Below are 23701 nucleotides of genomic sequence, written 5' to 3'. Positions count from 1 at the left end.
GGAGCCCCGACCGGCACCTGCTCCGGCCCGCCGCCCGCTCTGTCGCCCGTCCTGTCGCCTTGCCCCCGCGCCCGGTCGTCCATGGGGTCAGGGTAGTGGTCGGGGTCGCCGGGTCGACAGGCCCCGTCGCGGCGTGCCGCGCGATGCGCTCACCGGCGCGAAGGGGATGGTCGGGGTGCGGCGGGGACCGCCGGGGCTCCGCGCGGCGGGCCGCCGGGGCTCCTCGCGCGGCGCGGGCGGCCTACTCGGGGAGGGACGGATGCCGCTCCTCGGCCGCGCGCCGACGCGGGATGAACAGCGCCACGACGAGGGCGATCACGGCCGCGATCCCGCCGAGGAGGAACGACACCGTGAAGGCGGCCGGCGTGGGCGCAGGCATCCCCTGCACATCGACGACCATCGTCGCGAGCACGGCGCCGATGACCGCGGCGGCCACGCTCGTGCCGAGCGAGCGGAACAGGGCGTTGAGACCGTTCGAGGCGCCCGTCTCGGACTGCGGCACGGAGCGCATGATGAGCATCGGCATCGAGGCGTAGCCGAACCCGATGCCCGCGCCGATGAGGAAGTTCGCGACGACCAGCTGCCACACCTCCGCCGAGAAGAGGAGGGTGTACGCGTACGCGAGGATGAGCGAGAAGGCGCCCAGCACGAGGAGGAGCTTGGGGCCGACGGTGCGCGCGAGGCGGCCCGAGAACGGCGAGAGCGCCATCATGACGATCCCCGACGGCATCACGACGAAGCTCGCGGCCAGCAGCGACAGGCCGAAACCGCCCGCCGCGGCGGGCAGCTCGAGTATCTGCGGGTAGGCCACGTTCGAGGCGAACAGCGAGAAGCCCATCGCGACCGAGGCGAGGTTGGTCAGGAGTACGGGGCGGCGGGCGGCGACGCGCAGATCGAGGAGCGGTTCGGCGATGCGCAGCTCGTACCAGCCCCACACGAGCAGCACGACGAGTCCGCCGATGCCGAGGACGAGGGTGGGCGCCGACGTCCAGCCCCACTCGTTGCCGCGCGAGATGGCGAGGAGGGTGCCGAGGAGACCGACCGCGAGGCCCGCCGCTCCGACGAAGTCGAACCGGCCGGCGGTGCGCAGCACGCTCTCGGGCACGATCCACAGCACGAGCCCGAAGACGATGACGCCGAGTCCCGCGGCGACCCAGAAGAGCACGTGCCAGTCGGCGCGCTCGGTGATGAAGGCGCTGATCGGCAGGCCGAGCGCGCCGCCGACCCCGAGCGTCGCGCTGATGAGGGCGATCGCGGAGTCGACGCGGTTCTCGTGCAGCACGTCGCGGAGGATCGAGATGCCCAGCGGCACGACGCCGACGATGGCCCCCTGCAGAGTGCGCCCGACGATGATGCCGATGATGCCGGGCGAGAGCGCCGCGATGACCGAGCCCACGATCATGACGGCCATGAGCGCGAGCACGATGCGCCGCTTGCCGTACATGTCGCCGAGGCGGCCCGAGATGGGCGTCAGGATCGCGGCCGCGAGGAGCGTCGAGGTGACGACCCAGGCCGTGTCGTCCCGGCTCGCGTCGAGGAGTTCGGGGAGCTTCGACTGGATCGGCACGACGAGCGTGAACATGAACGACGACGCCAGACCCGCGATCGCGAGGACCGCGACGATCGCCCCCTGTGGTGGCATCCGGGTGAGTCTTCTTCGAGCCTGCTCATCCTTCGACGCCACGGCTCCAGGCTATCGGCGGCTCGCGCCGTGAGGGTCGGATGCCGCGGCCGCCGCCCGCTCGCAGCTCCCGCGACGGGGCGCGTAGGGTGGCCCCATGGCCGCCCCGTCCGCCGAGTCCCGCACCCCAGCCGGCATCGAGATCCGTCCGCTCGAGACGGTCGAGGAGGTGTTCGCGGCATCCGAGGCCCTCGCCGAAGTGTGGGGCGGGGACCGCGGCGGCATGCCGCCCAACCTCCTGCGCGCGCTCGCGCATTCGGGCAACTACGCGGTCGGCCTGTACGACGACGACCGGCTGGTCGGGGCATCCGTCGCCTTCTTCGCAGCCCCCGCGCAACGCTCGATGCACTCGCACATCACGGGCGTGCTGCCGGAGTATCAGCGCAAGGGTCTCGGCCGAGTGCTCAAGCAGCACCAGCGCGAATGGGCGTTCGCGCGCGAGGTCGGCCACATCACGTGGACCTTCGACCCGCTCGTCGCCCGCAACGCTCACTTCAACCTGCGGGTGCTCGGCACGCGGATCACGGAGTACCTCGTCGACCAGTACGGACCCATGGACGACGGCGTCAACCGCGGCGACGAGACCGACCGCGTGCTCGTCTCGTGGGCGCTCGCCGCGCCGCCGGTGGCCACGCCGCCCGACGACGAGGTGGTCGCCTCGGTCGAGATCCCGAGCGACATCGAGACCCTGCGGCGGACGTCGCCGGCGGATGCCGCGTCCTGGCGCCTGCGCGTGCGCGAGCAGTTCCTCGCGCGCCTCGCCGAGGGGCTCGTCGTGGAGGGCTTCGACGACGAGCGCGGGTACCTGTTCGTCCGGCCCTGACGCGCGGGTCCCGCTGCGCGCCGCGAGCGCCCGGAGGCCGCCACATCGTCGGAGATCGCCGCACCGTCGGAGCATTTCTGCCGTCCGGCTCCGAAGAACTGTCGATCTCCGACGCTGCGGCGGGACGCGGCATCCGTCGTCCCTATGCTGACGCGCATGCCTGACTACCGCGCTCACTTCGACTTCCAGATCTCGTTCGCCAACGGCGGCGAGCTCGCCGGCACGGGGTTCCGCCTCGACCTCCCGTCTGCCGACCTCGACGAGGCGGCGATCGCGCGCCTGCTCGTGCAGCACCTCGGTCTCGCCCTCGTCGACACCGTCGAGCTGCGGGGCCTGCGCGTCGTCGAGGAGCCGCATCGCGGGAGCAGGGGCGTCACGCCGATGACGGATGCCTCGGCCACCCGCATCGTGGATCTCAGCCACCCCATCCGGGCCGGGCTCGTGACCTATCCGGGCCTACCCGCGCCGACCATCACGCCCCACCTCACGCGTGAGGACTCGCGGTCGCGCTACGCGCCCGGCACGGAGTTCGCGATGGACGTCATCCACATGATCGGCAACACCGGCACCTACCTCGACTCGCCGTTCCACCGCTACGCCGAGGGTCCCGACCTCGCGGGCCTCGACCTCTCCACCCTCGTGGGGCTGCGCGCCGAGGTCTTCCACCTCGAGGACGCCTGGACCCCCGAGCGCCGGGGCATCCGCGCCGAGACGCTGCTCGACCGCGATGTGCGGGGCGCCGCGGTGCTGCTGCACACAGGCTGGGACCGCTGGTTCGGCAAGCCCGCGTACGGCAGCGGGTCGCCGTTCCTCACCGAGGAGGGTGTCCGGCACCTGGTCGACGCCGGAGCCGCGCTCGTGGGGATCGACGCGCTGAACATCGACGACACCGAGTCCGGCGGCGAGCGTCCCGCTCATTCGCTGCTGCTGGATGCCGGCATCCACGTCGTCGAGCACCTCACGAACCTCGGCGCGCTCCCGCCGGGCGGCGCCCGGTTCACGGCCGCTCCGCCGGCGGTCGAGGGTTTCGGCACGTTCCCCGTGCGGGCCTTCGCGGAGCTGCCCGCCTGATGCACGCGGCCGTCGGCCCGCGGGCCATCGTCGTTCTCGGCGCGGCGGCGGACGGATCGTCGCCGGCTGCCCGCGATGTCGGAGGCCGGTCCTAGCTTCGGTTCATGAGCGACTTCGTGTCGGGCCTCGTCGCCGACGCCCCCGAACCCTCCCTCGCCGCCGAGCTCGACCTCTTCGGTCGCCTCGTCGGCTCGTGGCGTGTGCGGAACCGCTACCGATCCTCGCCCGACGAGGAGTGGGGGTCGGCCGAGCGCACCTGGGTCTTCTCGTGGGTGCTCGGCGGCCGAGCCGTGCAGGACGTCATCCTCGGCAGCGACCGGGGCGACGACCCCGTCATCGCCGGGACGACGGTGCGCGCGTACGACCCGCGGATCGGCGCGTGGCGCGTGAACTGGTTCGGGACGCTTCACTCGAACTACGGCAGCCTCGTCGCGAGTGCCCACGGCAGCGACGGCATCCGCCAGGACGGCGTCGAGCTGCTCGCGGATCGCGACATCCCGATCCGGTGGAACTTCAGCGACATCACCGCCGACTCCTTCACGTGGGACGGCTGGTCGTCGGCCGACGGCGGCGCGACCTGGTGGCTCGAGCAGCACATGGAGGCCGTACGGGTGTCGTGACCGCGCGGCCGGTCGCCCGCCCGAGGCCTGCCGTTCGCACGCGGTGCCCGGTAGCGTGACGGGATGCTCCCCGCCGACTGGACCCCGCATCGCCGCGACGACGGCGAGCTCCTCGGCTGGATCCGTCCCGAGGGCGACGACTGGGTGGCCGTCGACCTCCTCGGCCGCGAGGCATCCGCGGCCGTCGACTGGCTCGAGGCCGAATCCGCCCTCGAGGCGAACGGACTCGCGTGGCTCGCCGACGTCTGGGTGCTCGACCTTCCCGAAGGAGACCCGTGGCGGGTGAAGCTCGTCGAGGTGACGCCGGGACGCGTCGGCGAGGCCGGGCGGATCGTCGTGCAGACCGACGACTTCGGGGCGATCGACGTGCCGGTCACGCGGTTCGAGGTGGAATGGCCCGCGCCGCGGACGCTCCGTCGCCGCGAGCCCGGGGAGCCGGCGGCGACGCCTTTCGGCTGAGCAGTCCACCGGGCTGCGTGCGGCCCGGTCGCCGCCGGCGTCATCCGGCGTCAAGAGGGAAGACGGCGGGGGCCCTGCGCTGTTGACTCGGAGCATGACACTCACGCAGAACGCCGACCGCCTCCTCTCGCTGCACGAAGACCCGAAGCTGCTGACACTCGTCAACGTGTGGGACGCGGTCTCGGCGAAGGTCGTGGCCGCCGAACCCGGCACCCAGGCCCTCGCGACGGCGAGCCACTCGATCGCGGCGAGCTTCGGCTACGAGGACGGCGAGCGGATCCCGCTCGACCTGCACCTCGACGCGATCGACCGGATCGTGCGCGCCACCGACCTTCCGGTCTCGGCCGATCTCGAGGCCGGGTACGGCGACGTCGGCGAGACGATCCGCCGCGCCATCGGCGTCGGGGTCGTCGGCGCGAACATCGAGGACCAGCTCAAGCCGCTCGACGAGGCCGTGCGGGGAGTGGAGGCGGCGCTCGCGGCGGGCGAGGCCGAGGGCATCCGGTTCGTGCTCAACGCCAGGACGGATGCCTTCGTGCGCGGCGCCGGCCGCACGCCGGAGGAGAACCTCGACGACGCCGTGGCCCGCGGCCGGGCGTATCTCGCCGCCGGAGCGCCGGTGGTGTTCGTTCCGGGCCGCCTCGACGAGTCGCAGGTGCGCACCCTCGTCGACGCGTTCGGTCCGCGCAAGCTCTCGGTCATCGCCGTGCCGGGGTCGCTGGCCCTCGCGAAGCTCGAGGAGCTCGGCGTCGCGCGCGTCTCGTACGGACCGTTCCCGCAGCGGGTCGCCCTCACGGCACTGCAGAGCCTCGTGCGCGATGTGCACGCGGGCGGCGGCATCCCGGAGGGCACACAGCAGCTGAACTGACCGATCGCCGCGGGACTACCCTGACTGCATGCCCATCGCCCGGACGGCGGCGCCCGTCACCCTCGACGGATTCGAACTGCGCGTCCTGCACATCCCGCTCGTCTCGCCGTTCACGACGTCGTTCGGGACCGAGTCTGTGCGCGAGGTGATCGTCGTGCGCGCGCTCGCCGACGGCGGCGAGGGCTGGGGCGAGATCGTCACGCAGGAGGCGCCGCTCTACTCGAGCGAGTACACGCGGGGTGCGTGGGATGTCGCGACCCGCTGGCTCATCCCCGCCCTCCTCGAGCGGGCGACCGTCACCCCTGAAGAGGTTGCTGACGTGCTCGAGCCCTTCGTCGGGCATCGCATGGCGAAGGCGGGCCTCGAGCTCGCCGTGCTCGACGCGGCCCTGCGCGCCGAGGTTCGCCCGCTCGGGGAGTACCTCGGCGCCGTGCACGACCGGGTTCCGAGCGGCGTGAGCGTCGGCATCCAGCGCGATCCCGCGGGGCTCGTCGAGACCGTCCGCGGCTACCTCGACGAGGGGTACGTGCGCATCAAGATCAAGATCAAGCCCGGCCGCGACATCGAAGACACCGCAGCCGTGCGCGACGCCTTCGGGGCCATCCCGCTGCAGGTCGACGCGAACTCCGCCTACACGCTCGCCGATGCCGACACCCTCGCCGAGCTCGACCGCTTCGACCTCCTCCTCATCGAGCAGCCGCTGCAGGAAGACGACATCGTCGACCACGCGACCCTCGCGCGGCGTCTCAAGACCCCCGTGTGCCTCGACGAGTCGATCGTGTCGGCGAAGGCCGCCGCCGACGCGCTCGCGCTGGGCTCGGCATCCGTCATCAACATCAAAGCCGGACGCGTCGGCGGCTACCTCGAAGCCGTGCGCGTGCACGACCTGTGCCGGCAGGCCTCGGTGCCGGTGTGGTGCGGCGGCATGCTCGAGACCGGCATCGGGAGGGCGGCCAACGCGGCGCTCGCGGCCCTGCCGGGCTTCACGCTCCCCGGCGACGTCTCGGCGTCGAGCCGGTTCTACCTCCGCGACATCGTGACCGAGCCCGCCGTGCTCGAGCAGGGCCACGTGCGCGTTCCGACCGCACCCGGCATCGGCGTCGACATCGACCCCGTCGCCCTCGACGAGGTCACGGTCGAGAAGGTCGTCCTCCGGCGATGAGACCCGGCCGTCCGCACGACCGGCCGGCGACACGCCGTGGCCCGACTCGTCGCGCACGGCGTGTCGCGCTCGCATCGTGCGGAGCGCTCGTCCTCCTCCTCACGGCATGCACGGGTGGGCAGACGACGGATGCCTCGCCCTCGACCCTGCCGCCGCACGTCAGCGTCGAGCTGCGGCAGCTGCGCTCCGACGTCGCGTCGCGGTGGGCCCAGGTCATGATCACCAACGACGGCCCGACCGCCCTCGTCGTCGGAGGCGTGCGCGTCGACGATCCGCGCTTCGACGGGCCGGCCGAGCGCATCAACGACCGCGAGAGCACCGTGCGCGCCGGTTCCACCGTCGCGATCCCCGTCCAGCTCCCCGCCGTCGCCTGCCCGGCGCCCGACGACGCGACGCCGACCGTGACCCTCGACTGGTCGACGACGGATGCCTCGGGCACGGCCACCGCGCGCCTCACCGATCCGCTCTCGTTCGTGCCGCCGCTGCACGCGCGCGAGTGCCGCGCGCAGGCGCTGGAGGCCGCGGCCGACGTCACGATCTCGGCCTTCACCCCCTCGGCGCCGGGGCAGCCGGCCGATCTGTCGCTCACGATCACCCCCACCGGCGACGGGGACGCGAAGATCGTCGCCATCCACTCGACCAATCTCCTCACGTGGGCCGGGCACCCGAACGTCGACTATCCCCTCGACGTCGTGATCACCGGCGACGGCACCGCGCCGGTCGAGGTGCACCTGCCGATGATTCCGCTGCGCTGCGACCCGCACGTCGTGCAGGAGGACAAGCGCGGCACGGTCTTCAACGTCGACATCGAGCTCGACGGCGAGCCCGGCCAGATCCAGCTCGCCGCCGGCGAGGAGATGCGCGGCCACATCCTCACATGGGTGGGGCAGTGGTGCGGCTTCCCGAACTGACCCTCCGCGACGCCGCGCCACCCCGCACGAACCCCGCACTCGTAGGCTGAGGCCATGAGCTACGCCGCTCCCGACGATCCGGCGGCCGCGCGCGGAATCTCGCGCCGCGCGCAGTCCGACATCTACCGCGCGGGGATCAGCGGCTCCACGCCCCGCGTTCCCATCGATCCCGTCGCGCTCGAGAACGCGGCGCGCAAGGCTCTCAGCGCCGAGGCCTTCGCCTACATCGCCGGCGGAGCGGGAGCAGAGCGCACGGTGGCGGCCAACCGCGCCGCCTTCGAGCGCCGGCAGGTCTGGCCCCGGCCCCTCCGCGACGTGTCGGTGCGCGATCTGTCGACCGACCTCCTCGGCATCCACAGGCCCACGCCGCTCCTGCTCGCACCCCTCGGCGTCATGGAGATGGCGCACCCCGAGGCCGACCTCGCGGTGGCGCGGGCGGCGGCCTCGCTCGGCATCCCGTACACGCTCTCGAATCAGGCCTCCTTCCCCATGGAGGAGGTTCGGGATGCCGCGCCCCATGGAGCGCGCTTCTTCCAGCTCTACTGGTCGGCCTCCGACGAGCTCAACGCGTCGCTGCTGCGGCGGGCCGAGGCATCCGGCTGCCAGGCCATCGTCGTGACCCTCGACACCCACCTGCTCGGCTGGCGCACGCGCGACCTCGACCTGGCGTACCTGCCGTTCACGCGCGGACTCGGCATCGCGCAGTACACGAGCGATCCGGTCTTCCAGCAGCTCGTGCGCGAGCGGGTGCGCCGGGGTGCGGATGCCTCGGCCCCGCCGCCCCCGCCGCCCGTGCGCGTGACGCCCCGCACGATCCGCGCGGGGATCTCGATCGCCCGCAAGGGCGCCGCGATCACGGGGTCGGGCGGCCTGCGCGAGAACCTCCGCTCGCCGCTGCCGCGCGCCGCCGTCGAGACGTTCCTCGACGTCTTCTCGACGCCTGCTCTCACGTGGGAGGACCTCGCCAAAGCGCGCGAATGGACGACTCTCCCGATCGTCCTGAAGGGCATCGTTCATCCCGACGATGCCGGCCGCGCGCTCGACGCGGGAGCCGATGGCGTGTGGGTCTCGAACCACGGCGGCCGGCAGATCGATCAGTCCGTGCCCACGCTCGACGCGCTGCCGGGCGTCGTCGAGCGGATCGGCGGCCGTGTGCCCGTCGTCTTCGACTCAGGGGTGCGCGGCGGCGCCGACATCGCGATCGCGCTCTCCCTCGGCGCGACGGCCGTCGCCCTCGGCCGGCCCTACGCCTACGGACTCGCGATCGCGGGGGAGGAGGGCGTCGGCGAGGTCATCCGCAACGTTCTCGCCGAGCTCGACATCACTCTCGGGCTGTCGGGTCATACGGCGGTGTCGCAGCTCGGCCCCGACGCGCTGCGGAGGGCGTGAAAGCCCCCGACAGATCGGGGGATGACCCCCGGGCGCCGGCGCGCCGCGCCCCCTAATCTGGACCCGTGACCTACCCGAACTCTCAGCCCTACGGCGGCCCGACGACCCCGATGAACCCGTCCGACGAGAAGCTCTGGGCCGTGCTCATCAACCTGGGCGGCATCTTCTTCAGCTTCTTCCCCGCGCTCATCGGGTACCTCGTGCTGAAAGACCGCGGCCCGTTCATCCGCTCCCACACCGCGACCGCCCTCAACTTCCAGCTGACCCTGCTCATCGTGGTCGCCGTGGGCTCGATCCTCTCCGTCATCCTGATCGGCATCCCGATCCTCATCGCGGCCGCGATCCTCGCGATCGTGTTCCCGATCGTGGCGGCGGTCAAGGCCGGCAACGGCCAGTGGTACACGTACCCGCTGACGATCCGCTTCGTGCGCTGACGGCCCCCGCGGGATCGCCTCGGGCGCGCGATGCGGCCGTGCATCGGGACCTTTACACTGGCCACATGTCGCCCGGCCGACGGCGCACCCTCGCCGGTACACCTGACCACTCGACCGAACGCGGACGTCCGCGATCGTGGCGCCTCGCCGCCGCGGCGACCGTCGCCGCGGCGTCGATGATCGTCCTCGCCGCCTGCACGGGCGCGACCAGCGACGACACCGGCGACGGCGGCGACTTCGCCGACGACGGCTGCACGAACGTCGTCATCGCGACATCGTCCGAGAAGGTCAACATGCTCGACGCGCTCGCCGACGCCTTCAAGGAGTCGCCCGAGTTCGACGCGCTCGACACGTGCGCGACCGTGCGTCCGATCAACGTCTCGTCGGGTGATGCGACGCGCTACCTGACCTCGGGCGGCGACTGGCCCGATGAGAACACGCGCCGCTGGCCGGCGATGTGGTCGCCGGCCTCGACCGTGTGGACCGAGCGCGTCGCGGCCGCGGCATCCCCCTCGCTCGTCGGAGAGCCGAAGTCGTTCACCCACACGCCCGTCGTCTTCGGCGTGCCCGAGACGATGGCGAAGGCGCTGGGCTGGCCCGACACCGAGATCGGGATCGCCGATCTCGCGAAGCTCTGCTCCGATCCCGAGGGGTGGGGAAGCGTCGGCAAGCCGCTGTGGGGCTCGTTCAAGATCTCCAAGACGAACCCCAACACGTCGACCACGGGGCTCTCGACGATCCTCATGCAGTCCTACGAGGCATCCGGGAAGACGTCCGATCTCACGGCCGCCGACGTCGAAGCCGCCGCGGACTTCTCGCGCGTCTTCGAGGAGTGCGTCATCCACTACGGCGACACGACCGGCAAGGTGCTCTCGCGCCTCTACGACCAGACGCAGAACGGCACGGGCGGCTCGGGGTACGTCTCGGCGATCGCGATCGAAGAGACCTCGCTCCTCAACTACAACCAGGGCAATCCCGACTCGCACACCGTGCAGCCGGGTGAGAAGCTCACCCCGCCGAAGGAGAAGCTCGTCGCCGTCTACCCCAAGGGTGGATCGATGTGGTCCGACAACCCCGTGACGGTGCTCGGCGCACCGTGGGTGACCGACGTGCAGCGCGAGGCGGGCCTCGCCTTCGCCGCGTTCCTGCAGACCGAGGCGGCGCAGAAGATCCTCCCCGAGTACGGCTTCCGCCCGCTCCAGGACTCCGTGCCGCTCGGCAAGCTCTTCACGAAGGAGTACGGCGTCGACCCGGCCAAGCCGGTCGTGACGCTGCCGAAGCCGTCCGTCGACGTCGTGTCGGCGGCGATCGACCAGTGGACGCGCATCCGCAAGCCGTCGTCGGTGCTCGAGGTCATCGACATCTCGGGATCGATGGATGACGCGATCGGTGACGGCCGATCGAAGCTCGACGGTGCGATCGAAGGCGCGCAGAAGACCCTCGGGCACTTCCGCGGGACCGACGAGGTCGGCGTCTGGGCCTTCACGACGGGACTGCAAGGGTCCAAGGGCGAGAATGTCGCGGTCGTGCGCGAGGTCTCTCCGCTCGCCTCCGACCTCGAGTCGCTGCAGTCGTCGATCGAAGATCTGCGCTTCTCGAACCGCCAGGGCACCCCGCTCTACGACGCCATCGCTGCCGCGTACGACGAGATGAAGGACCGCGCCGAACCGGGGCGCATCAACGCGATCGTCGTGCTGTCGGACGGGCAGGACACCGACTCCACGACGTCGCTCGACTCGCTCCTGGCCAAGATCGGCAGGTCGTCGCGCGAGGGCAACGACTCCGCCCCGGTCCGCATCTTCCCGATCGCGTACGGTGAAGGTGCCGACACGTCTGCTCTTCGGCGCATCGCCGAGGCGACCGGCGGGCAGTGGTTCGACGCGTCGGACGCGGCCAAGATCGACCTCGTCTTCGCCTCGGTCATCAACAACTTCTAGTCGGCGGGGAGGATCATGCCGGTTCCGCCGATCCCGCTCTCGACGAACGGGTACGTCGACGACGCGGCCGCCGCGCTGCAGAACTCGAACGTGTACGTCTCGAACGAGGTCGCGAACGCCCCGACGCTTACGCAGCAGCTCGACCAGCAGGTGGGCGACGCCTCGATCGGGATCGCGGTGTTCTCCGAGAACGCGGGGCTCGAGGGGACGGCGTCCGACATCGTCCGCGAGCTCGCATCGGCGAACCCGGGATACGACACGATCATCGTGGCCGTCGGGGACGACGTGGCGGCGGGGTCCAGCGTCCTGGGCAAGGGGGAGGCACTGCGCATCGCGAACGAGGCGGAGAGCTCGAGCGACTCCGTCGACGCCGCCCTCACCCAGACGGTGCAGCAGGTCATCGCCGAGACCCCGTCCTCGCCCCCACCGGGAATGGACGCGGGTCCCGTCATCGGGGTCGGCGTCGCGGTCGCGCTCCTCCTCGGTGCGGGCATCGCGGTCATCGGCGTCGTGCGGTCGAGGCGGCGCCGCGCCGCCGACAGCCGGCGCCTCCCCGATGCCGTCCGCGACCAGGTCGTGGCGCTGCGCGGCCTCATCGCCGAGTACGCGGCGGCCGGGGCATCCGGCAATCCCGTCGCGGCCCGGACGGCGCAGGACATCGGGGTGCTCGCCGACAACGTCACGGAGCTCTTCACCCGGCTCGACCGCCGTAGCGGCGAGGACCAGGTCACGATCGCCTCCGTCGAGTACGACGACAAGCTGCGCAAGCTCACGGCGGCGGTGGGTCGCGACTATCTGCTCGACATCCTCCGCCACCCGAACCTGTGGGATGACCCCGATGACCGCGTCCGCGAGGTGCAGGGCGCGCTCGACAGCGTCTCGACCGAACTCGTCGAGAACATCAAGCAGGTCAACGCGCGACGGGGCCTGCACTTCCAGGTCTCGCTCGACGGGCTCATCGGTCGCCGCAAGGAGCTGCAGGACTGGGACCGCGCCTTCGATCAGGCCTCCGACGACCGCCCCTTCCCGCCGCCGGCGCCCACCGGCTGATCAGCCGGGCACGGCTAGGATTCATAGATGCGACGGATGCCGAGGCTTCCGTCGCATCACCGCGATTCCGCGACCCACACCCTTCCTCCCGACCATTGGAGCCACCGTGGCCGAGCAGTCCCGTCTCGACAAAGTCATCGCCCTCGCCCGTCACCGCGGGTTCGTCTTCCAGGCGGGCGAGATCTACGGCGGATCCCGCTCGGCGTGGGACTACGGCCCCCTCGGCACCGAGCTCAAGGAGAACATCCGCCGGCAGTGGTGGCAGACCTTCGTCCGCGGCCGCGGCGACATGGTGGGCCTGGACTCCTCGGTGATCCTCCCCAAGCGCGTGTGGGAGGCCTCCGGCCACGTGGCGACCTTCACCGACCCGCTCGTGGAGTGCCTCAACTGCCACAAGCGCTTCCGCGCCGACACCCTCATCGAGGACTTCGAGTCGCGCAAGGGCCGCGCGGCCGAGAACGGCCTCGCCGACGTGCCGTGCCCCAACTGCGGGGTCAAGGGCCGGTACACCGAGCCCAAGGCGTTCTCGGGCCTCATGAAGACCTACCTCGGCGTCGTCGACGACGAGTCGGGACTCAACTACCTCCGCCCCGAGACGGCGCAGGGCATCTTCATCGACTTCGCCAACATCGTCACGGTGTCGCGCAAGAAGCCGCCGTTCGGCGTCGGCCAGATCGGCAAGGCGTTCCGCAACGAGATCACGCCCGGCAACTTCATCTTCCGCACGCGCGAGTTCGAGCAGATGGAGATCGAGTACTTCGTCTCGCCCGCCGAGGCCGGCGAGTGGTTCGAGCACTGGGTCGAGGCATCCTGGAACTGGTTCGTCGATCTCGGCATCGACCCCGAGAACATCCGCCGCTTCGACGTGCCCGAGGAGGAGCGCGCGCACTACTCCGACGGCACGATCGACGTCGAGTACCGCTTCGGCTTCCCGGGCAAGGAGTGGGGCGAGCTCATGGGCATCGCCAACCGCACCGACTACGACCTGCGCTCGCACTCCGAGGCGTCGGGCCAGTCGCTGTCGTACTTCGACCAGGCGACGAACGAGAAGTACATCCCGTACGTCATCGAGCCCTCGTTCGGCCTGACCCGCGCGATGATGGCGTTCCTCGTCGACGCGTACCACGAGGAGCAGGCCCCCAACGCGAAGGGCGGCACCGACACCCGCACGGTGCTCAAGCTCGACCCGCGCCTGGCCGCCGTCAAGGTCGCGGTCCTGCCGCTCTCGCGCAACGAGCAGCTCTCGCCCATCGCGCGCGGGCTCGCCGATGACCTCCGTGCGAACGGGTGGAACACCGACTTCGACGACGCGGGCGCCATCGGCCGCCGCTACCGTCGCCAGGACGAGGTCGGCACGCCGTTCTGCGTCACGATCGACTTCGATTCGCTCGACGACAAGGCCGCCACCGTTCGCGACCGCGACACGATGAGCCAGGAGCGCGTGCCGCTCGAGGGTCTCGTCGGCTACCTCGCGGAGCGTCTGCGCGGCGCCTGACCGGCGCGGGGCCTGACCGGCGCGGGGCCTGACCGGCGCGGGGCCTGACCGGCACGGGGCCTGACCGGCGCGGGGCCTGACCGGCGCTCCGGCGCGCTCGGGGCGTCCGCGCTCAGCGCGGGTTGCGGGTGGGCGCGAGTCCCTGGTGCACGACGATGCCGCGGGATGCCTCGGCCGCCGCATCGAGGATCGCGACGCCGATCGCGCCTTCGGGCCGCCACGGCGTGAACGCGTCGGTCCACCACTGCGTCCCCTCGGGGGGCGTCGTGCCCGGCAGCAGGCGCTCGACCTCGTCGAGGCGCGGAAGCAGCCGCGGCCGGAGCACCGAGAGCACGACCGCGTCACCCGCGACGAGCTGAAGCACGGCGCCCTCGTCGACGACGCGCGCCTCGAGGGGCTCGGCGTCGGCGCCGGCCTGCGCGGTCCAGACGCGCCCGGCCGCCGTGACGACGGCGTCGCCGCTCAGGGGCTCAGCCGTCAATGCGACGCTGCTGCGAGGCATCCGTTCCTCCGTTCTCCGCCCCTGACCCGTGAGCCTCCATCTGAGCGCCGAGAGCGCGGGTGGCACCCGCGGTCTCGGCCGTCAGATGGAGGTTCACGGTCTGGGCGGGGTTCACAGGTCGGGCGAGGCACCAGGCGTGGCGCCGGCCGGGGCGAGCTGGTGGGCGACGAGCTGCGTCTGCGTGAGGAGCGCGCCGGGGACGCCGGACAGCTCGAACCGCCCGAAGTCGATCATGCCCGCGCCGAGCTGCTCGGCGACCTGCGGATCGTCGCCCTCGACCTCGAGCCGCACATCGCCGCCGATCACCTGGAGGACCCGCACAGGAACACCCTGCAGCGACGCCGAGAAGTCGAGCTCGTAGACCTCGCCGTCGGCGAGGCCGACGACGCGGCTCCAGGTGGCGGGGCGCTGCTGCGACCATCCGTCGCCCTCGGGCTCGACGAAGGAGGTCAGCGCGACGTCCTCGCCATCGACGTCGGCGGCGTACTCCGTGCCCTGCCAAAGCGCGCGGGTGCCGTAGTACCTCGATGCGGGGCGCCACTCGCGCGCTCCCGACCAGCCGCGCGCCGCTCCGCCGTAGGACGCCAGCATCTCCTGCGTGCCGTCGGCGTGGATGCGCCAGACCTCGGCGCCGGGGGAGAATCGCGTCGTGGAGAGCACCCACACCGGCACGATCACCCCGGCGACGGGCTGCAGGAAGCCCTGCGGATACGACGGCCACGGGCGCTCCACGCCGGGCGGCGCCGTCAGTGCGGCGCACGCGGGCGTGACGAAGCGCACGACGTCGACTGACGCGACGCCGTCCTCGGCGATCCCGTAGGCGGCGCGCAGCGCGGCCGGGGTGCGCAGCTCCGCCGCGGCGGCGGCCTCGACGACGAACCCCCCGACCTGGTCGTACCCGCGCTCGAGGATCATCTCGGACAACCCACGGTGGAGGAGCTTCTGCAGGACGACGCGGCTCATCGACCGTCCGCCAGGGGATACATCGTCTCGTCGACGGCTACGTCTTCGAGCTCGGAGGGATCGACCGTCGCGCGCCAGCCGTCGTTCTGGTTGCCGCGGAGCCCCACCGCGACCGCCTCGTCGGGCCGCGTGCCGGTGTACGCGATCTCGAACTGCCCCTTGCTGAGGCCGCGCTTGACGACGGACTCCACTTCGACGGGCACGCCGTGCCACCGGCCCGAGACGGTCCGTACGTAGAGCGCGTCGAAGGCGGTGTTGGGCAGCATGACCCACGGGTCGGCCGGGTCGCTGCTGAACTCGAGCGCTTCGGGGAAGTGCTCCAGGTCGAGATCGCCCGAGGCCACGACCCGCTTCCACGTGCCGCCGCCGGAGTGGTACTTGAGCCGCTCGCCCTTGTACTCGAAGAACCGGGCGGGAGTCTCGATCTCGGCCATCACAGTCCCTGCGGGATCCACTCGCCGCCACGGAGCACCGCGAACAGGCGCTGCGTGCCGTCGTCGAGCACCTCCCACACTTCGGCGCCCTCCCGCATCGCGACCTTGCTGGCGCGATACTCGGGGAGGATGTCGTCAGCGGCCGCGAGGAACCCGTTGCCCGTGAAGGGCGGGCTGTAGTGGTCGACCGAGCCGTTGCCGCCCATCGAGCTGTGCAGCTGCGGCGAGATGCTGCCGCCGGTCGCCGTGTCGGCCTGGAAGCGCACGACGAACGCCGAACCGTCATGCGTCGCGAAGTTCGTTCCCGGGTAGTCCAGGCGGAGCGCCTCGAAGAAGTCGCGCGGCGTCGCGAGGTGGGCGGTGTCGTCGGCGACGCTGATCGAGCCGCTGATGTCGGTCGTGTCGCGTAGCACCATGTTCTCGGCCTGCCCGAACACGAGGTGCGACGAGCCGTCCGGCGCGACCTCGAAGTGCGGCTGGTCCATGACCTTCTGGAAGACCGTGTCGGGCGTCAGCTGCGCCGTGAGCGAGTCGCGGATGCTGTTGACGATGCCGCGCTCGGTCGCCGTGAGCGAGCCGATCGGGCGGTTGATCAGGTCGACGAACTGCGCATGGGTCACGCCGTGGCTCTGCAGGAGGCTGTTCGTGATGCGGCTCGGGCCGAGCTGCTCGGGAGCGAACGTCGAGGCGTGATCGACGCCGTCCATCATCGAGTAGATGCGGTCGGGCGAGGTCGCGCTCGATCCCGAACCCGGGACGCTCCCCTGATCGTCGACATGGTCGCCGATGCCACCGGCCTCGTCGCCGAGCGATCCGCCGGCGGAGCTGGGGGTGCCGCCGCCGGTGCCGGGGGTGTCTCCGCCGGAGGACGAGCCGTCGTAGCCCGCGGGGCCGTCGCCGCCGCCCGTCGTCGTCTCGGGGTCGCGGACGATCGTGGACTCGCCCGATCCGCCTGTCTCGGTGCGCACCGGCGCTTCGTCGACGACGGCGTTGACGGCACCGGGGCCGGCCTCGCCCCGCACTCCGCCGGCGTTCACGAGCTCGGGCTCGCGGACGGGCGCCGTGACCGAGGCATCCGCCCCGCCGTCGCCCGCGCGCACCCCTCCGCCGGCGTTGTCGAACGAGCCGGCAGGAAGCTCGATCCTGCCGCCGGGGAACTCGAGCACGTTGTTGCCGGCGCCGTCGATGTGCGCCGTGACGGTGTTCATGTCGACGCCCCAGTCATCGAGCGCCTTGATCGCCGAGGCCGTGTCGGTCGCCGTGTACACCTCGATGTGCGGTGCATCGAGCTTCGAGCCCAGATCGAGCGTGCCGATCATGTTGTCGAGCGAGCGGATGCCGAGGCCGCCGAGGCGGACGGTGCCGTTGATCGCGAGCGATGCCGGGTCGACGAGGTCGACGACGCGGGCCATCTTGGAGAGGACGGATGCCGCGGTCCCGGCCGTCTTCACGCCCGTGACGGCTGCGCCACCGGGGATGAGGATCGTGCCGACGTTGAAGACGGACTCGCCGAGGGCCGTTCCGGGGTCGTCGGCCCACTTGTCCCACGCGATGAGGGCCTTGCCGGTGTTGAGGGCGGCCTCGTCGGCCTTGGCCTTGAAGTCGCGGACCTCCTGCGGCAGGAACCCGCCGCCGCCGAACGCCTCCATGCCCTGGTCGGCCCACATGAGGGGTCCGAGCAGGGGGGAGTTCATGACGCCCGATGCCGCGAGGAGACCCAGGTTGCCCCACGCCGCGCCGTACGCGTCGCCCGAGAACCAGTCGCCCGTCGCGGGGTTGTAGCCGAGCACGAGAGTGCCCAGGCCCTCGATCGTGCCCCACACGCCGCCGACGATGACGCCTTCCCAGAGGAAGTCCTTGAAGACGAACTTCGCCGTCGCCTCGCCGCAGCCCTCGGAGCGCTCGACAGGCGCGCCCCACGGCATCTCGGTGCCCTCGGGGATCTCGTTGAGGCCGTAGCCGAGCGGATCGTCCTCCGACTCGTACGCGTGCAGCGGCGCACCGCCGAAGAGCGCGCGGATGGCGTTCGCACACGTGCGCTCGGCCTCCCACAGGGCGACCTGCTGCGCGTTGACCTGGCTGATGAGGTCGTTGTTGCGGTCGACGTACTCCTGGACCTCGTGCCACTCCTTCGTGACGCTGTGGTACTGCGGGATGTCGGCCGGCGGCGTGGCCGAGCCGCCCGTCGAGGACGAGGAGTAGGGCGAGTAGCCGGCGTAACTCGACGTCGTGCCGTAGTAGCCCTGCGTGCTCACCCAGGCGGGATTGACCTCCTGCACCTGGACGCCGCCCGCGATCTCGTCGCGGAAGGCCTGCGCCTGCAGGCGCAGCGAGTCGAGCTCGGCCTTGATCGGCCGCACGTCGGCGGCGAACTGCGTCAGCGCGCCGGACACGACCTCGAGGTTGTCGCCCGCCGCGGTCGCCTGCGACGACACCGGCTGCATCAGCCCGAGCAGAGTGCCCGACTCCGGCGCCTCGTAGACGCCCGCCATGCCCTGCCATTTGAGGTGCACGTTCGAGCCGTTGTCGCGGACCGAACCCGCGATCGTCTTGATGGTCGACGCGTTCGTCTCGATCGCGTCGGGATCGATGTCTTTCCCGGGGATCTTGTCGGGATCGATGGCGGAGGGCATCACATCACCCCCGGCGGCAGGTGCGGCGGATACACCGCGGCGACCGAGGCGGACTGCGCATTGGCCGCCATCTCGAGATCGCCGGCGACGTATGCCTCGGTCGCTTTCACGACTCCGGATGCCGCGGCCCCGATCCGGGCGTTCATGCCCTGGATCCGCGGCCCCTCCTCGAGGGTGAAGTACGACTGGATCGCCTCTGAGATGGCGCCCGACTGCGTCGCCACGACAGCCCCCTCCATGGCGGGGCTCAACCCGTTCAGTGCCTCACCGAGGGCGGTCGCGTAGACGTTCACGTCCTTCAGGACGGCCACGACCCCCGACGGCTGGATGCTCCAGGACGTCATCGATCAGCGGACCGGACTCAGCCGATCGACTCCACGGCCGCGCGCGCCTTGCGCAGCGCATCCTGCGCCGACTCGTCGTTGCGCTCGAGGGAGGAGCGGAGGGTCTGGATGATGCCGCGCACCTCGGCGGCGGCGTTCTTCCAGCGGGTCTCCTTCGCCCGGTAGTCCTCCGACACGCCCTCTGCGGCGTAGTCGGCCATCGCGGCCTGCACGTCGCGGTCGCGCTGATCGATCAGCGCCTCCAGCTGCGCGGCGACGGTGTTGAAGTTGTCCTGTGCGTTCTGGGACGCCGCGATGTCGTAGTCGCGACGGTCGCTCTGGTTCGCCATGTCTGTGTGTCCTTCCCGCTCAGCGGCCCGCGCCGAAGCGTGCCGCGTCGAACGAAGACCCCGCCTCGAGGCTCTGCGTCTGGTCGACCATCGCCGACTCGCCCTCGATGAACGAGCGGTTCATGCCGCCGATGCCGCCCAGCACGCCGTCGAGGGCGGCCTTCAGCTCGGCCGAGATGGCGTCGGTGCGGCCCTTGAAGCGGTCGAATGCGGCGCGGCCGGCACCCTGGAACCGGCCCTCGAGCGGCTCGGCCGCTTCGAACAGCCGGCGCACCAGGACCGACAGATCGTCGCTGGACCCCGAGGTCGCCTTCGTCAGCACGGTGAGGGTATCGGCCCCCATTGCGAACTTCATCCGTCGTGATCCCTTCTTCGCGGCGATGGAACGTCGCCGACCTGATTCGACTTCGTGGACGTCCCCAGGCTAACCGATGTCTGCGACGCCTCACCTCCCTCTTCCGAAGGGCGGGCTCTAGGGTGTATCGGGCCTACGGCGGCGACGCGTCAGCGGGACGGCCTCGGTCGTGACCGCCTCACGGTCGGCGTCGACGGCGGCGTCGCCCTCGTCGAGCGCGCCGAGCGCGTCCGGCCCGTCGGGCGCCTCGGCGCCGTCGGGCACAGCCAGCGCGTCGGGGATCTCGAGCCCGTCGGGCAGGCTCGATCCCTCGACCGGGCCTTCGGGCTGCGCGGGGGACGCGGCATCCGTCGCCACGGGCGTGGGATCGAAGTGCGCGATCTGCACGAGCGCGGGCCGCTCGCCGCGGCGCGCGAGCCGGCCGCGTCCCGCGACCATCGGCTCGGCGTACAGCTTGGGCAGCAGCTGGCCTTCGGAACGGTCGCCCGACATGACCAGGGCCGTGCCGCCGGTGTCGCGCACGCCCTGCAGCGCGACGTCGAACAACGCGCGCGAGGCGCCGGCGACGGGCCGGCTCACCACGACGTTGAGGCGGAGGTCGCGCGCCGAGGCGAGATAGGGCAGGAGCGGGCGCAGCGGCTCGGCGCCGCCGGCGGCGAGGATGTCGAAGTCGTCGGCGATCACGAGGATGCGGGGTCCGCCCGCGTTCCGATCGGCGGCGCGCTTCTCGAGCTCCGTCGCGATCGACTCCGCCAGCAGGCGCGCCTGGCGACCCGAGGTCGCGTGGCCCCCGAGGTAGTCGTCGGGGACGTCGGCGGCGAGCTCGCCGCGGGCGTCCATGAGGCCGATGACGAGCTCTTCGGGCGAGTGCCGGTCGATCGCGCCCTGCACGACGCCGCGGAGGGCCGTCGTCTTGCCGCAGTGCGAGTCGCCCAGCACGAGCAGGTGCGGGTCGCGGCCGGCGAGGTCGAGCAGGACGGGGGTCATCGTGTCCTGGCGGAGGCCCACCGGGATCTCGTCGGGCTCCTCGAGCGCGTCGGGGAGGCTCTGCGGCGCGAGGTCTTCGGGGAGGAGGCGGATGGGCGCGGCGCCCGGGCCGCCCCACCGCGCAGCGGTCTCGCGGGCGATGCGCTCGAGCGCTTCGCCGATGTCGGCGTCGTCGACCTCTTCCAGCAGCGGCAGCGCGATCTGTGCGAAGAGCTTCTCGTCGGTCAGCACCCGGCCCGGCTCGTCGGCGCGCAGGGTCGATGAGAGCTTGCGGGCGATCTGCGAGTCGGCGGGATCGTTGAGCTTGAGTTCGAGGCGCGTGCCGACGAGCCCCTGCAGGTTCAGGCGCAGCTCGTTCCACCGCGAGAGGGTCACGACGACGTGGATGCCGAAGCTGCCGCCGCGCTCGAGGAGCTGGCCGAACGCCTGCTCGAGGTCTTCGAACTCGGTACGAAGCGCCCCGAGCCCGTCGACGAGCAGGACGACGTCGGCACTCGGGAGCTCGGGCAGGCGCCCCTCGGCGTGCTGGCGGCGCATGTCGGCCAGCGAGTCCAGGCCCTGCTCGCGGAACACGCGCTCGCGCGTCGCGAGCATCCCGGTGAGCTCCTCGAGGAGGCGCGAGAGGCGCTCCCGGTGACCGCGCGTCGCGACGCCGCCGACGTGCGGGAACGGCTCGATGCGCGCAAGCCCGCCACCGGTGAGGTCCATGCCGTAGACGCTCACCTCGCGCGGCGAGTGCGTGAAGGCGAGGGAGGCCGCGAGCGTCCGCAGGAACGTCGACCGGCCCGACTGCGGGGCGCCCGTGACCGAGACGTGGCCGCCCGACCGGGTGAGGTCGAGCATCCACGGCGCCTGCTGCTGCAGGCTCGGATCGTCGAGGAGGCCGACGGGGGCGCGGAGCCCGCCGCGGCCCTCGGCCGTCGACAGGACGCCGCCGAGCGTCAGGACCGGGGGGAGCGGCGGGAGCCACACCGGCCGCGTGCGGGTGACGCCGCGCGTGAGGCGGGAGGTCGCCGCCTCCACGAGCGTGCGGCCCGTCGTGGGCGCGTCGGGCTCGGCGGGCGAGACGAGGTCGTCGTCGTCGGAGGCGGGCCGGTCGTAGGGCGGGAGCTCGAGGAGCGTCGGGGCGTCGGAGCGGGAAGGACCCGCCTCGAGGGGCGCCGGGACGGGACCGGAGACGTAACCGGCGCGGAAGCGCGTGTACACCGACGTGTCGACCTTGAGATAGCCGAAACCGGGGATCGCCGGCAGGTGGAAGGCGTCCGGCGTGTCGAGCACGACGGCCGACTCCGATTCGGAGAACGTGCGCAGACCGATCCGGTACGAGAGGTAGGTGTCGAGGCCGCGCAGCCGGCCTCCCTCGATCCGCTGGCTCGACAGCAGCAGGTGCACGCCGATCGAACGCCCGATGCGCCCGATCGTGAGGAGCAGCTCGACGAAGTCCGGCTCCGCCGTGAGCAGCTCGCCGAACTCGTCGATCACCAGGAAGAGGTGGGGGAGCGCCGGCAGGTCGTCGCGCTCGCGCCGCAGCCGGCGGTAGTGGCCGATGGATGCCGCGTTCCCGGCATCCTTCAGGAGGCGCTGCCGGCGGACCACCTCGCCCTGGATGCTCGCCCGCGCGCGCTCGGTGAGCTGCGGGTCGTCGGCGAGGTTGTCGATGATCCCGGCGACATGCGGGAGGCCCGCGAAGGGCGCGAAGGCCGCGCCGCCCTTGTAGTCGACGAGGATCATGCTGAGGTCGTCGGGCGAGTGCGTCAGTGCGAGCCCGAGGATGAGCGTGCGCAGCAGCTCGCTCTTGCCCGAGCCGGTCGCGCCGATGCAGATCCCGTGCGGACCCATGCCGAGCTGCGCCGACTCCTTGAGGTCGAGGAGCACGGGCGCGCCGCGGTCGTCGACGCCGATCGGCACCCGCAGGAAGTCGGCCGCCGAGCGGGGGCGCCAGGCCTCGCGCAGGTCGACCGTGTCGACCTCGGCGATGCCGAGGAGCTCGGTGACATCGGGCGCGAGAGTGGTCTGCGCGTCGACGGCGCTCGTGCGGGTGAGACGCAGCGCCGCGAGCGGGCGCGCGACGACCTCGAGGAGCGTCGGCGGCACGCGGTCGGGACGGATGCCGATCACGGCGTCCTCCGCCGAGCCCGGGGTCTCGATGGTCGCGGTGGCGCCCTCCAGCGTGACGCGCGCCGAGACGGCGGACGGCTCCTTCAGGCGGTCGTCGACGACGTGCACGACGGTGATGCCGAGGTCGGCGAGATCGAGCGCCGAGTCCAGGCGCGGCAGGGGGGACGCGGCATCCGTCCCCTCGTCGATGAAGATCACGAGGCGGGCGGGCTTGGTGCGCCGGCCGCTGCGGCGCGTCGCGGCGGCCGAGGCCACCCGGTCGCGCAGCTCGTCGCCGAGGAGAGCCAGCAGTTCGGGGAGGGTCGGCGCGATGCGCCGCGCGGCGATCTGGCCCGCCGGCACGACGGGTGCCGAGACGTGGGGCAGGAGGTCGAGCCCGTGCCACTCGGTGCGCGCCCACGTCGGCACGACGGCGGCGATCGCGACGTCGTCGGGGGAGTGCAGCGCGCCGATCTGCGCGGCCATCGCGCGGCACAGACCGATCGTGTGTTCGCGGGGACCCACGACCGAGACGTGGCCGCCGCGCTCGAGGTCGACGACCGCGGGAAGGCCCTGCACGACGCCGGCGAGCTGGACGAGCCTCGCCGCGGCGCCCTTCATGACGGGGTCGAACGGCTGCACGGGATTCTGCTCGGGGGGCAGGTGCACCTCGACGGCGCGGAGGTCTCCCGTGCCGATGCGCACGCGCAGGAAGTCCGCGTCGCCGGGCCGTCGCTCCCAGCGGCGGGCGGGATCGGCGCCGATCTCGATGAGCGTCTCGGGAGCGGGGTCGAGGGTGAGCGAGGCATCCCGATGCGCGTCCGCGATCTCGCGCACGATCGTGCGCTGCTCCTCGAGGTAGTCCAGGTACCGCTCCCGCTGGATGCGGCGCTGGCGGGCGGCGTTGCCGCGGGCGGTGAACGCCATGCCGAGGCCGCCGACCAGGGCGACGACGAGGATCACGGCGCCGACGACCACCATGACGGGGTTGTTGCGCAGCAGCACGATCATCGTGATCGACGAGAGGCTCCCGAGGATCGGCAGGAGCGACTGGATGGGGAACGGGGTCGAGCTGTCGCCGATCGGCGGGGGCGGGGCCAGCACGATCTCGGCCGGCGCCTCCAGGGGCTCGGTCACACGGGCGGGCCTGTGCACGA

Annotated in this window: 21 protein-coding genes; 12 read left to right on the top strand and 9 right to left on the bottom strand. The window is 71.9% G+C overall.

All coding sequences use genetic code 11. The annotated features are described in order from the left end of the window. Positions 1–241: 241 nt before the first annotated feature. On the bottom strand, positions 242–1642 hold the full coding sequence (locus ACSBPH_RS09220; RefSeq protein ID WP_442574054.1) for an MFS transporter: 1401 nt from the start codon (positions 1640–1642) through the stop codon (positions 242–244). Positions 1643–1778: 136 nt separating this feature from the next. On the opposite strand from ACSBPH_RS09220, the gene ACSBPH_RS09215 reads away from it, so the two are divergent. From ACSBPH_RS09215 to ACSBPH_RS09160, 12 genes are all read left to right on the top strand, one after another. Beyond that, a complete protein-coding gene (locus ACSBPH_RS09215; protein ID WP_442574053.1) occupies positions 1779–2504 on the top strand; it encodes a GNAT family N-acetyltransferase in 726 nt (241 codons plus the stop codon). 156 nt (positions 2505–2660) lie between these two features. Further along, positions 2661–3575 carry a cyclase family protein gene (locus ACSBPH_RS09210; protein WP_442574052.1) on the top strand — a complete coding sequence of 305 codons (915 nt, stop codon included), beginning with the start codon at positions 2661–2663 and terminating at the stop codon, positions 3573–3575. Between the two features lie 104 nt (positions 3576–3679). Beyond that, complete coding sequence (locus ACSBPH_RS09205; protein ID WP_442574051.1) at positions 3680–4195, top strand: hypothetical protein; 516 nt, start codon at positions 3680–3682, stop codon at positions 4193–4195. A 63-nt stretch (positions 4196–4258) separates the two neighbouring features. After that, entirely contained in the window at positions 4259–4654 is a 396-nt protein-coding gene (locus ACSBPH_RS09200; protein ID WP_442574050.1) for a hypothetical protein, read from the top strand. A gap of 94 nt (positions 4655–4748) precedes the next feature. After that, a complete protein-coding gene (locus tag ACSBPH_RS09195; RefSeq protein WP_442574049.1) occupies positions 4749–5522 on the top strand; it encodes an isocitrate lyase/PEP mutase family protein in 774 nt (257 codons plus the stop codon). 28 nt (positions 5523–5550) lie between these two features. Further along, positions 5551–6684 carry an o-succinylbenzoate synthase gene (menC, locus tag ACSBPH_RS09190; RefSeq protein WP_442574048.1) on the top strand — a complete coding sequence of 378 codons (1134 nt, stop codon included), beginning with the start codon at positions 5551–5553 and terminating at the stop codon, positions 6682–6684. Beyond that, complete coding sequence (locus ACSBPH_RS09185; RefSeq protein ID WP_442574047.1) at positions 6681–7595, top strand: hypothetical protein; 915 nt, start codon at positions 6681–6683, stop codon at positions 7593–7595. Before menC ends, ACSBPH_RS09185 begins: the two co-directional genes overlap by 4 nt. A gap of 54 nt (positions 7596–7649) precedes the next feature. After that, complete coding sequence (locus ACSBPH_RS09180) at positions 7650–8984, top strand: alpha-hydroxy-acid oxidizing protein (RefSeq protein WP_442574046.1); 1335 nt, start codon at positions 7650–7652, stop codon at positions 8982–8984. 65 nt (positions 8985–9049) lie between these two features. Then, complete coding sequence (locus ACSBPH_RS09175) at positions 9050–9418, top strand: DUF4870 domain-containing protein (RefSeq protein ID WP_442574045.1); 369 nt, start codon at positions 9050–9052, stop codon at positions 9416–9418. A 65-nt stretch (positions 9419–9483) separates the two neighbouring features. Beyond that, positions 9484–11355, top strand: a complete 1872-nt coding sequence (locus ACSBPH_RS09170; protein WP_442574044.1) for a substrate-binding and vWA domain-containing protein — start codon at positions 9484–9486, stop codon at positions 11353–11355. A 15-nt stretch (positions 11356–11370) separates the two neighbouring features. Continuing rightward, a complete protein-coding gene (locus tag ACSBPH_RS09165) occupies positions 11371–12405 on the top strand; it encodes a hypothetical protein (RefSeq protein WP_442574043.1) in 1035 nt (344 codons plus the stop codon). Positions 12406–12511: 106 nt separating this feature from the next. Beyond that, complete coding sequence (locus ACSBPH_RS09160) at positions 12512–13900, top strand: glycine--tRNA ligase (protein ID WP_442574042.1); 1389 nt, start codon at positions 12512–12514, stop codon at positions 13898–13900. A gap of 112 nt (positions 13901–14012) precedes the next feature. On the opposite strand, the gene ACSBPH_RS09155 is transcribed toward ACSBPH_RS09160, so the two are convergent. The 8 genes from ACSBPH_RS09155 to eccCa form a co-directional block, all read right to left on the bottom strand. Further along, positions 14013–14402, bottom strand: a complete 390-nt coding sequence (locus tag ACSBPH_RS09155; RefSeq protein ID WP_442574041.1) for a hypothetical protein — start codon at positions 14400–14402, stop codon at positions 14013–14015. A gap of 111 nt (positions 14403–14513) precedes the next feature. Beyond that, positions 14514–15365 (bottom strand): hypothetical protein, encoded by an 852-nt coding sequence (locus tag ACSBPH_RS09150; RefSeq protein WP_442574040.1) that lies wholly within the window; start codon positions 15363–15365, stop codon positions 14514–14516. After that, complete coding sequence (locus ACSBPH_RS09145; protein ID WP_442574039.1) at positions 15362–15799, bottom strand: hypothetical protein; 438 nt, start codon at positions 15797–15799, stop codon at positions 15362–15364. The genes ACSBPH_RS09150 and ACSBPH_RS09145 overlap by 4 nt, the downstream gene beginning before the upstream one ends. Continuing rightward, positions 15799–18432, bottom strand: coding sequence for a hypothetical protein (locus ACSBPH_RS09140; RefSeq protein WP_442574038.1), 2634 nt, complete (start codon positions 18430–18432; stop codon positions 15799–15801). The genes ACSBPH_RS09145 and ACSBPH_RS09140 overlap by 1 nt, the downstream gene beginning before the upstream one ends. Beyond that, entirely contained in the window at positions 18432–18776 is a 345-nt protein-coding gene (locus ACSBPH_RS09135) for a DUF6507 family protein (protein WP_442574037.1), read from the bottom strand. Before ACSBPH_RS09135 ends, ACSBPH_RS09140 begins: the two co-directional genes overlap by 1 nt. Positions 18777–18793: 17 nt before the next feature. Next, positions 18794–19105: a pore-forming ESAT-6 family protein gene (locus tag ACSBPH_RS09130; protein ID WP_442574036.1), complete on the bottom strand. Its 312-nt coding sequence runs from the start codon at positions 19103–19105 to the stop codon at positions 18794–18796. Positions 19106–19124: 19 nt separating this feature from the next. Further along, entirely contained in the window at positions 19125–19460 is a 336-nt protein-coding gene (locus ACSBPH_RS09125; RefSeq protein ID WP_442574035.1) for a hypothetical protein, read from the bottom strand. Positions 19461–19577: 117 nt separating this feature from the next. Beyond that, a complete protein-coding gene (gene eccCa, locus ACSBPH_RS09120) occupies positions 19578–23681 on the bottom strand; it encodes a type VII secretion protein EccCa (RefSeq protein ID WP_442574034.1) in 4104 nt (1367 codons plus the stop codon). Positions 23682–23701 lie beyond the last annotated feature (20 nt).

Source organism: Microbacterium sp. F51-2R (assembly GCF_052180235.1).
In the GTDB taxonomy this organism is placed as follows: Bacteria; Actinomycetota; Actinomycetes; order Actinomycetales; family Microbacteriaceae; genus Microbacterium.
This window is presented reverse-complemented; position numbering and strand designations above follow the sequence as displayed.

What these genes read in the sequence shown, in the direction of transcription:
- ACSBPH_RS09220 (WP_442574054.1), bottom strand. Translation starts at nt 1,642, where the DNA reads ATGCCACCACAGGGGGCGATCGTCGCGGTCCTCGCGATCGCGGGTCTG.
- ACSBPH_RS09215 (WP_442574053.1), top strand. Translation starts at nt 1,779, where the DNA reads ATGGCCGCCCCGTCCGCCGAGTCCCGCACCCCAGCCGGCATCGAGATC.
- ACSBPH_RS09210 (WP_442574052.1), top strand. Translation starts at nt 2,661, where the DNA reads ATGCCTGACTACCGCGCTCACTTCGACTTCCAGATCTCGTTCGCCAAC.
- ACSBPH_RS09205 (WP_442574051.1), top strand. Translation starts at nt 3,680, where the DNA reads ATGAGCGACTTCGTGTCGGGCCTCGTCGCCGACGCCCCCGAACCCTCC.
- ACSBPH_RS09200 (WP_442574050.1), top strand. Translation starts at nt 4,259, where the DNA reads ATGCTCCCCGCCGACTGGACCCCGCATCGCCGCGACGACGGCGAGCTC.
- ACSBPH_RS09195 (WP_442574049.1), top strand. Translation starts at nt 4,749, where the DNA reads ATGACACTCACGCAGAACGCCGACCGCCTCCTCTCGCTGCACGAAGAC.
- menC (WP_442574048.1), top strand. Translation starts at nt 5,551, where the DNA reads ATGCCCATCGCCCGGACGGCGGCGCCCGTCACCCTCGACGGATTCGAA.
- ACSBPH_RS09185 (WP_442574047.1), top strand. Translation starts at nt 6,681, where the DNA reads ATGAGACCCGGCCGTCCGCACGACCGGCCGGCGACACGCCGTGGCCCG.
- ACSBPH_RS09180 (WP_442574046.1), top strand. Translation starts at nt 7,650, where the DNA reads ATGAGCTACGCCGCTCCCGACGATCCGGCGGCCGCGCGCGGAATCTCG.
- ACSBPH_RS09170 (WP_442574044.1), top strand. Translation starts at nt 9,484, where the DNA reads ATGTCGCCCGGCCGACGGCGCACCCTCGCCGGTACACCTGACCACTCG.
- ACSBPH_RS09165 (WP_442574043.1), top strand. Translation starts at nt 11,371, where the DNA reads ATGCCGGTTCCGCCGATCCCGCTCTCGACGAACGGGTACGTCGACGAC.
- ACSBPH_RS09155 (WP_442574041.1), bottom strand. Translation starts at nt 14,402, where the DNA reads ATGCCTCGCAGCAGCGTCGCATTGACGGCTGAGCCCCTGAGCGGCGAC.
- ACSBPH_RS09150 (WP_442574040.1), bottom strand. Translation starts at nt 15,365, where the DNA reads ATGAGCCGCGTCGTCCTGCAGAAGCTCCTCCACCGTGGGTTGTCCGAG.
- ACSBPH_RS09145 (WP_442574039.1), bottom strand. Translation starts at nt 15,799, where the DNA reads ATGGCCGAGATCGAGACTCCCGCCCGGTTCTTCGAGTACAAGGGCGAG.
- ACSBPH_RS09140 (WP_442574038.1), bottom strand. Translation starts at nt 18,432, where the DNA reads ATGCCCTCCGCCATCGATCCCGACAAGATCCCCGGGAAAGACATCGAT.
- ACSBPH_RS09135 (WP_442574037.1), bottom strand. Translation starts at nt 18,776, where the DNA reads ATGACGTCCTGGAGCATCCAGCCGTCGGGGGTCGTGGCCGTCCTGAAG.
- ACSBPH_RS09130 (WP_442574036.1), bottom strand. Translation starts at nt 19,105, where the DNA reads ATGGCGAACCAGAGCGACCGTCGCGACTACGACATCGCGGCGTCCCAG.
- ACSBPH_RS09125 (WP_442574035.1), bottom strand. Translation starts at nt 19,460, where the DNA reads ATGAAGTTCGCAATGGGGGCCGATACCCTCACCGTGCTGACGAAGGCG.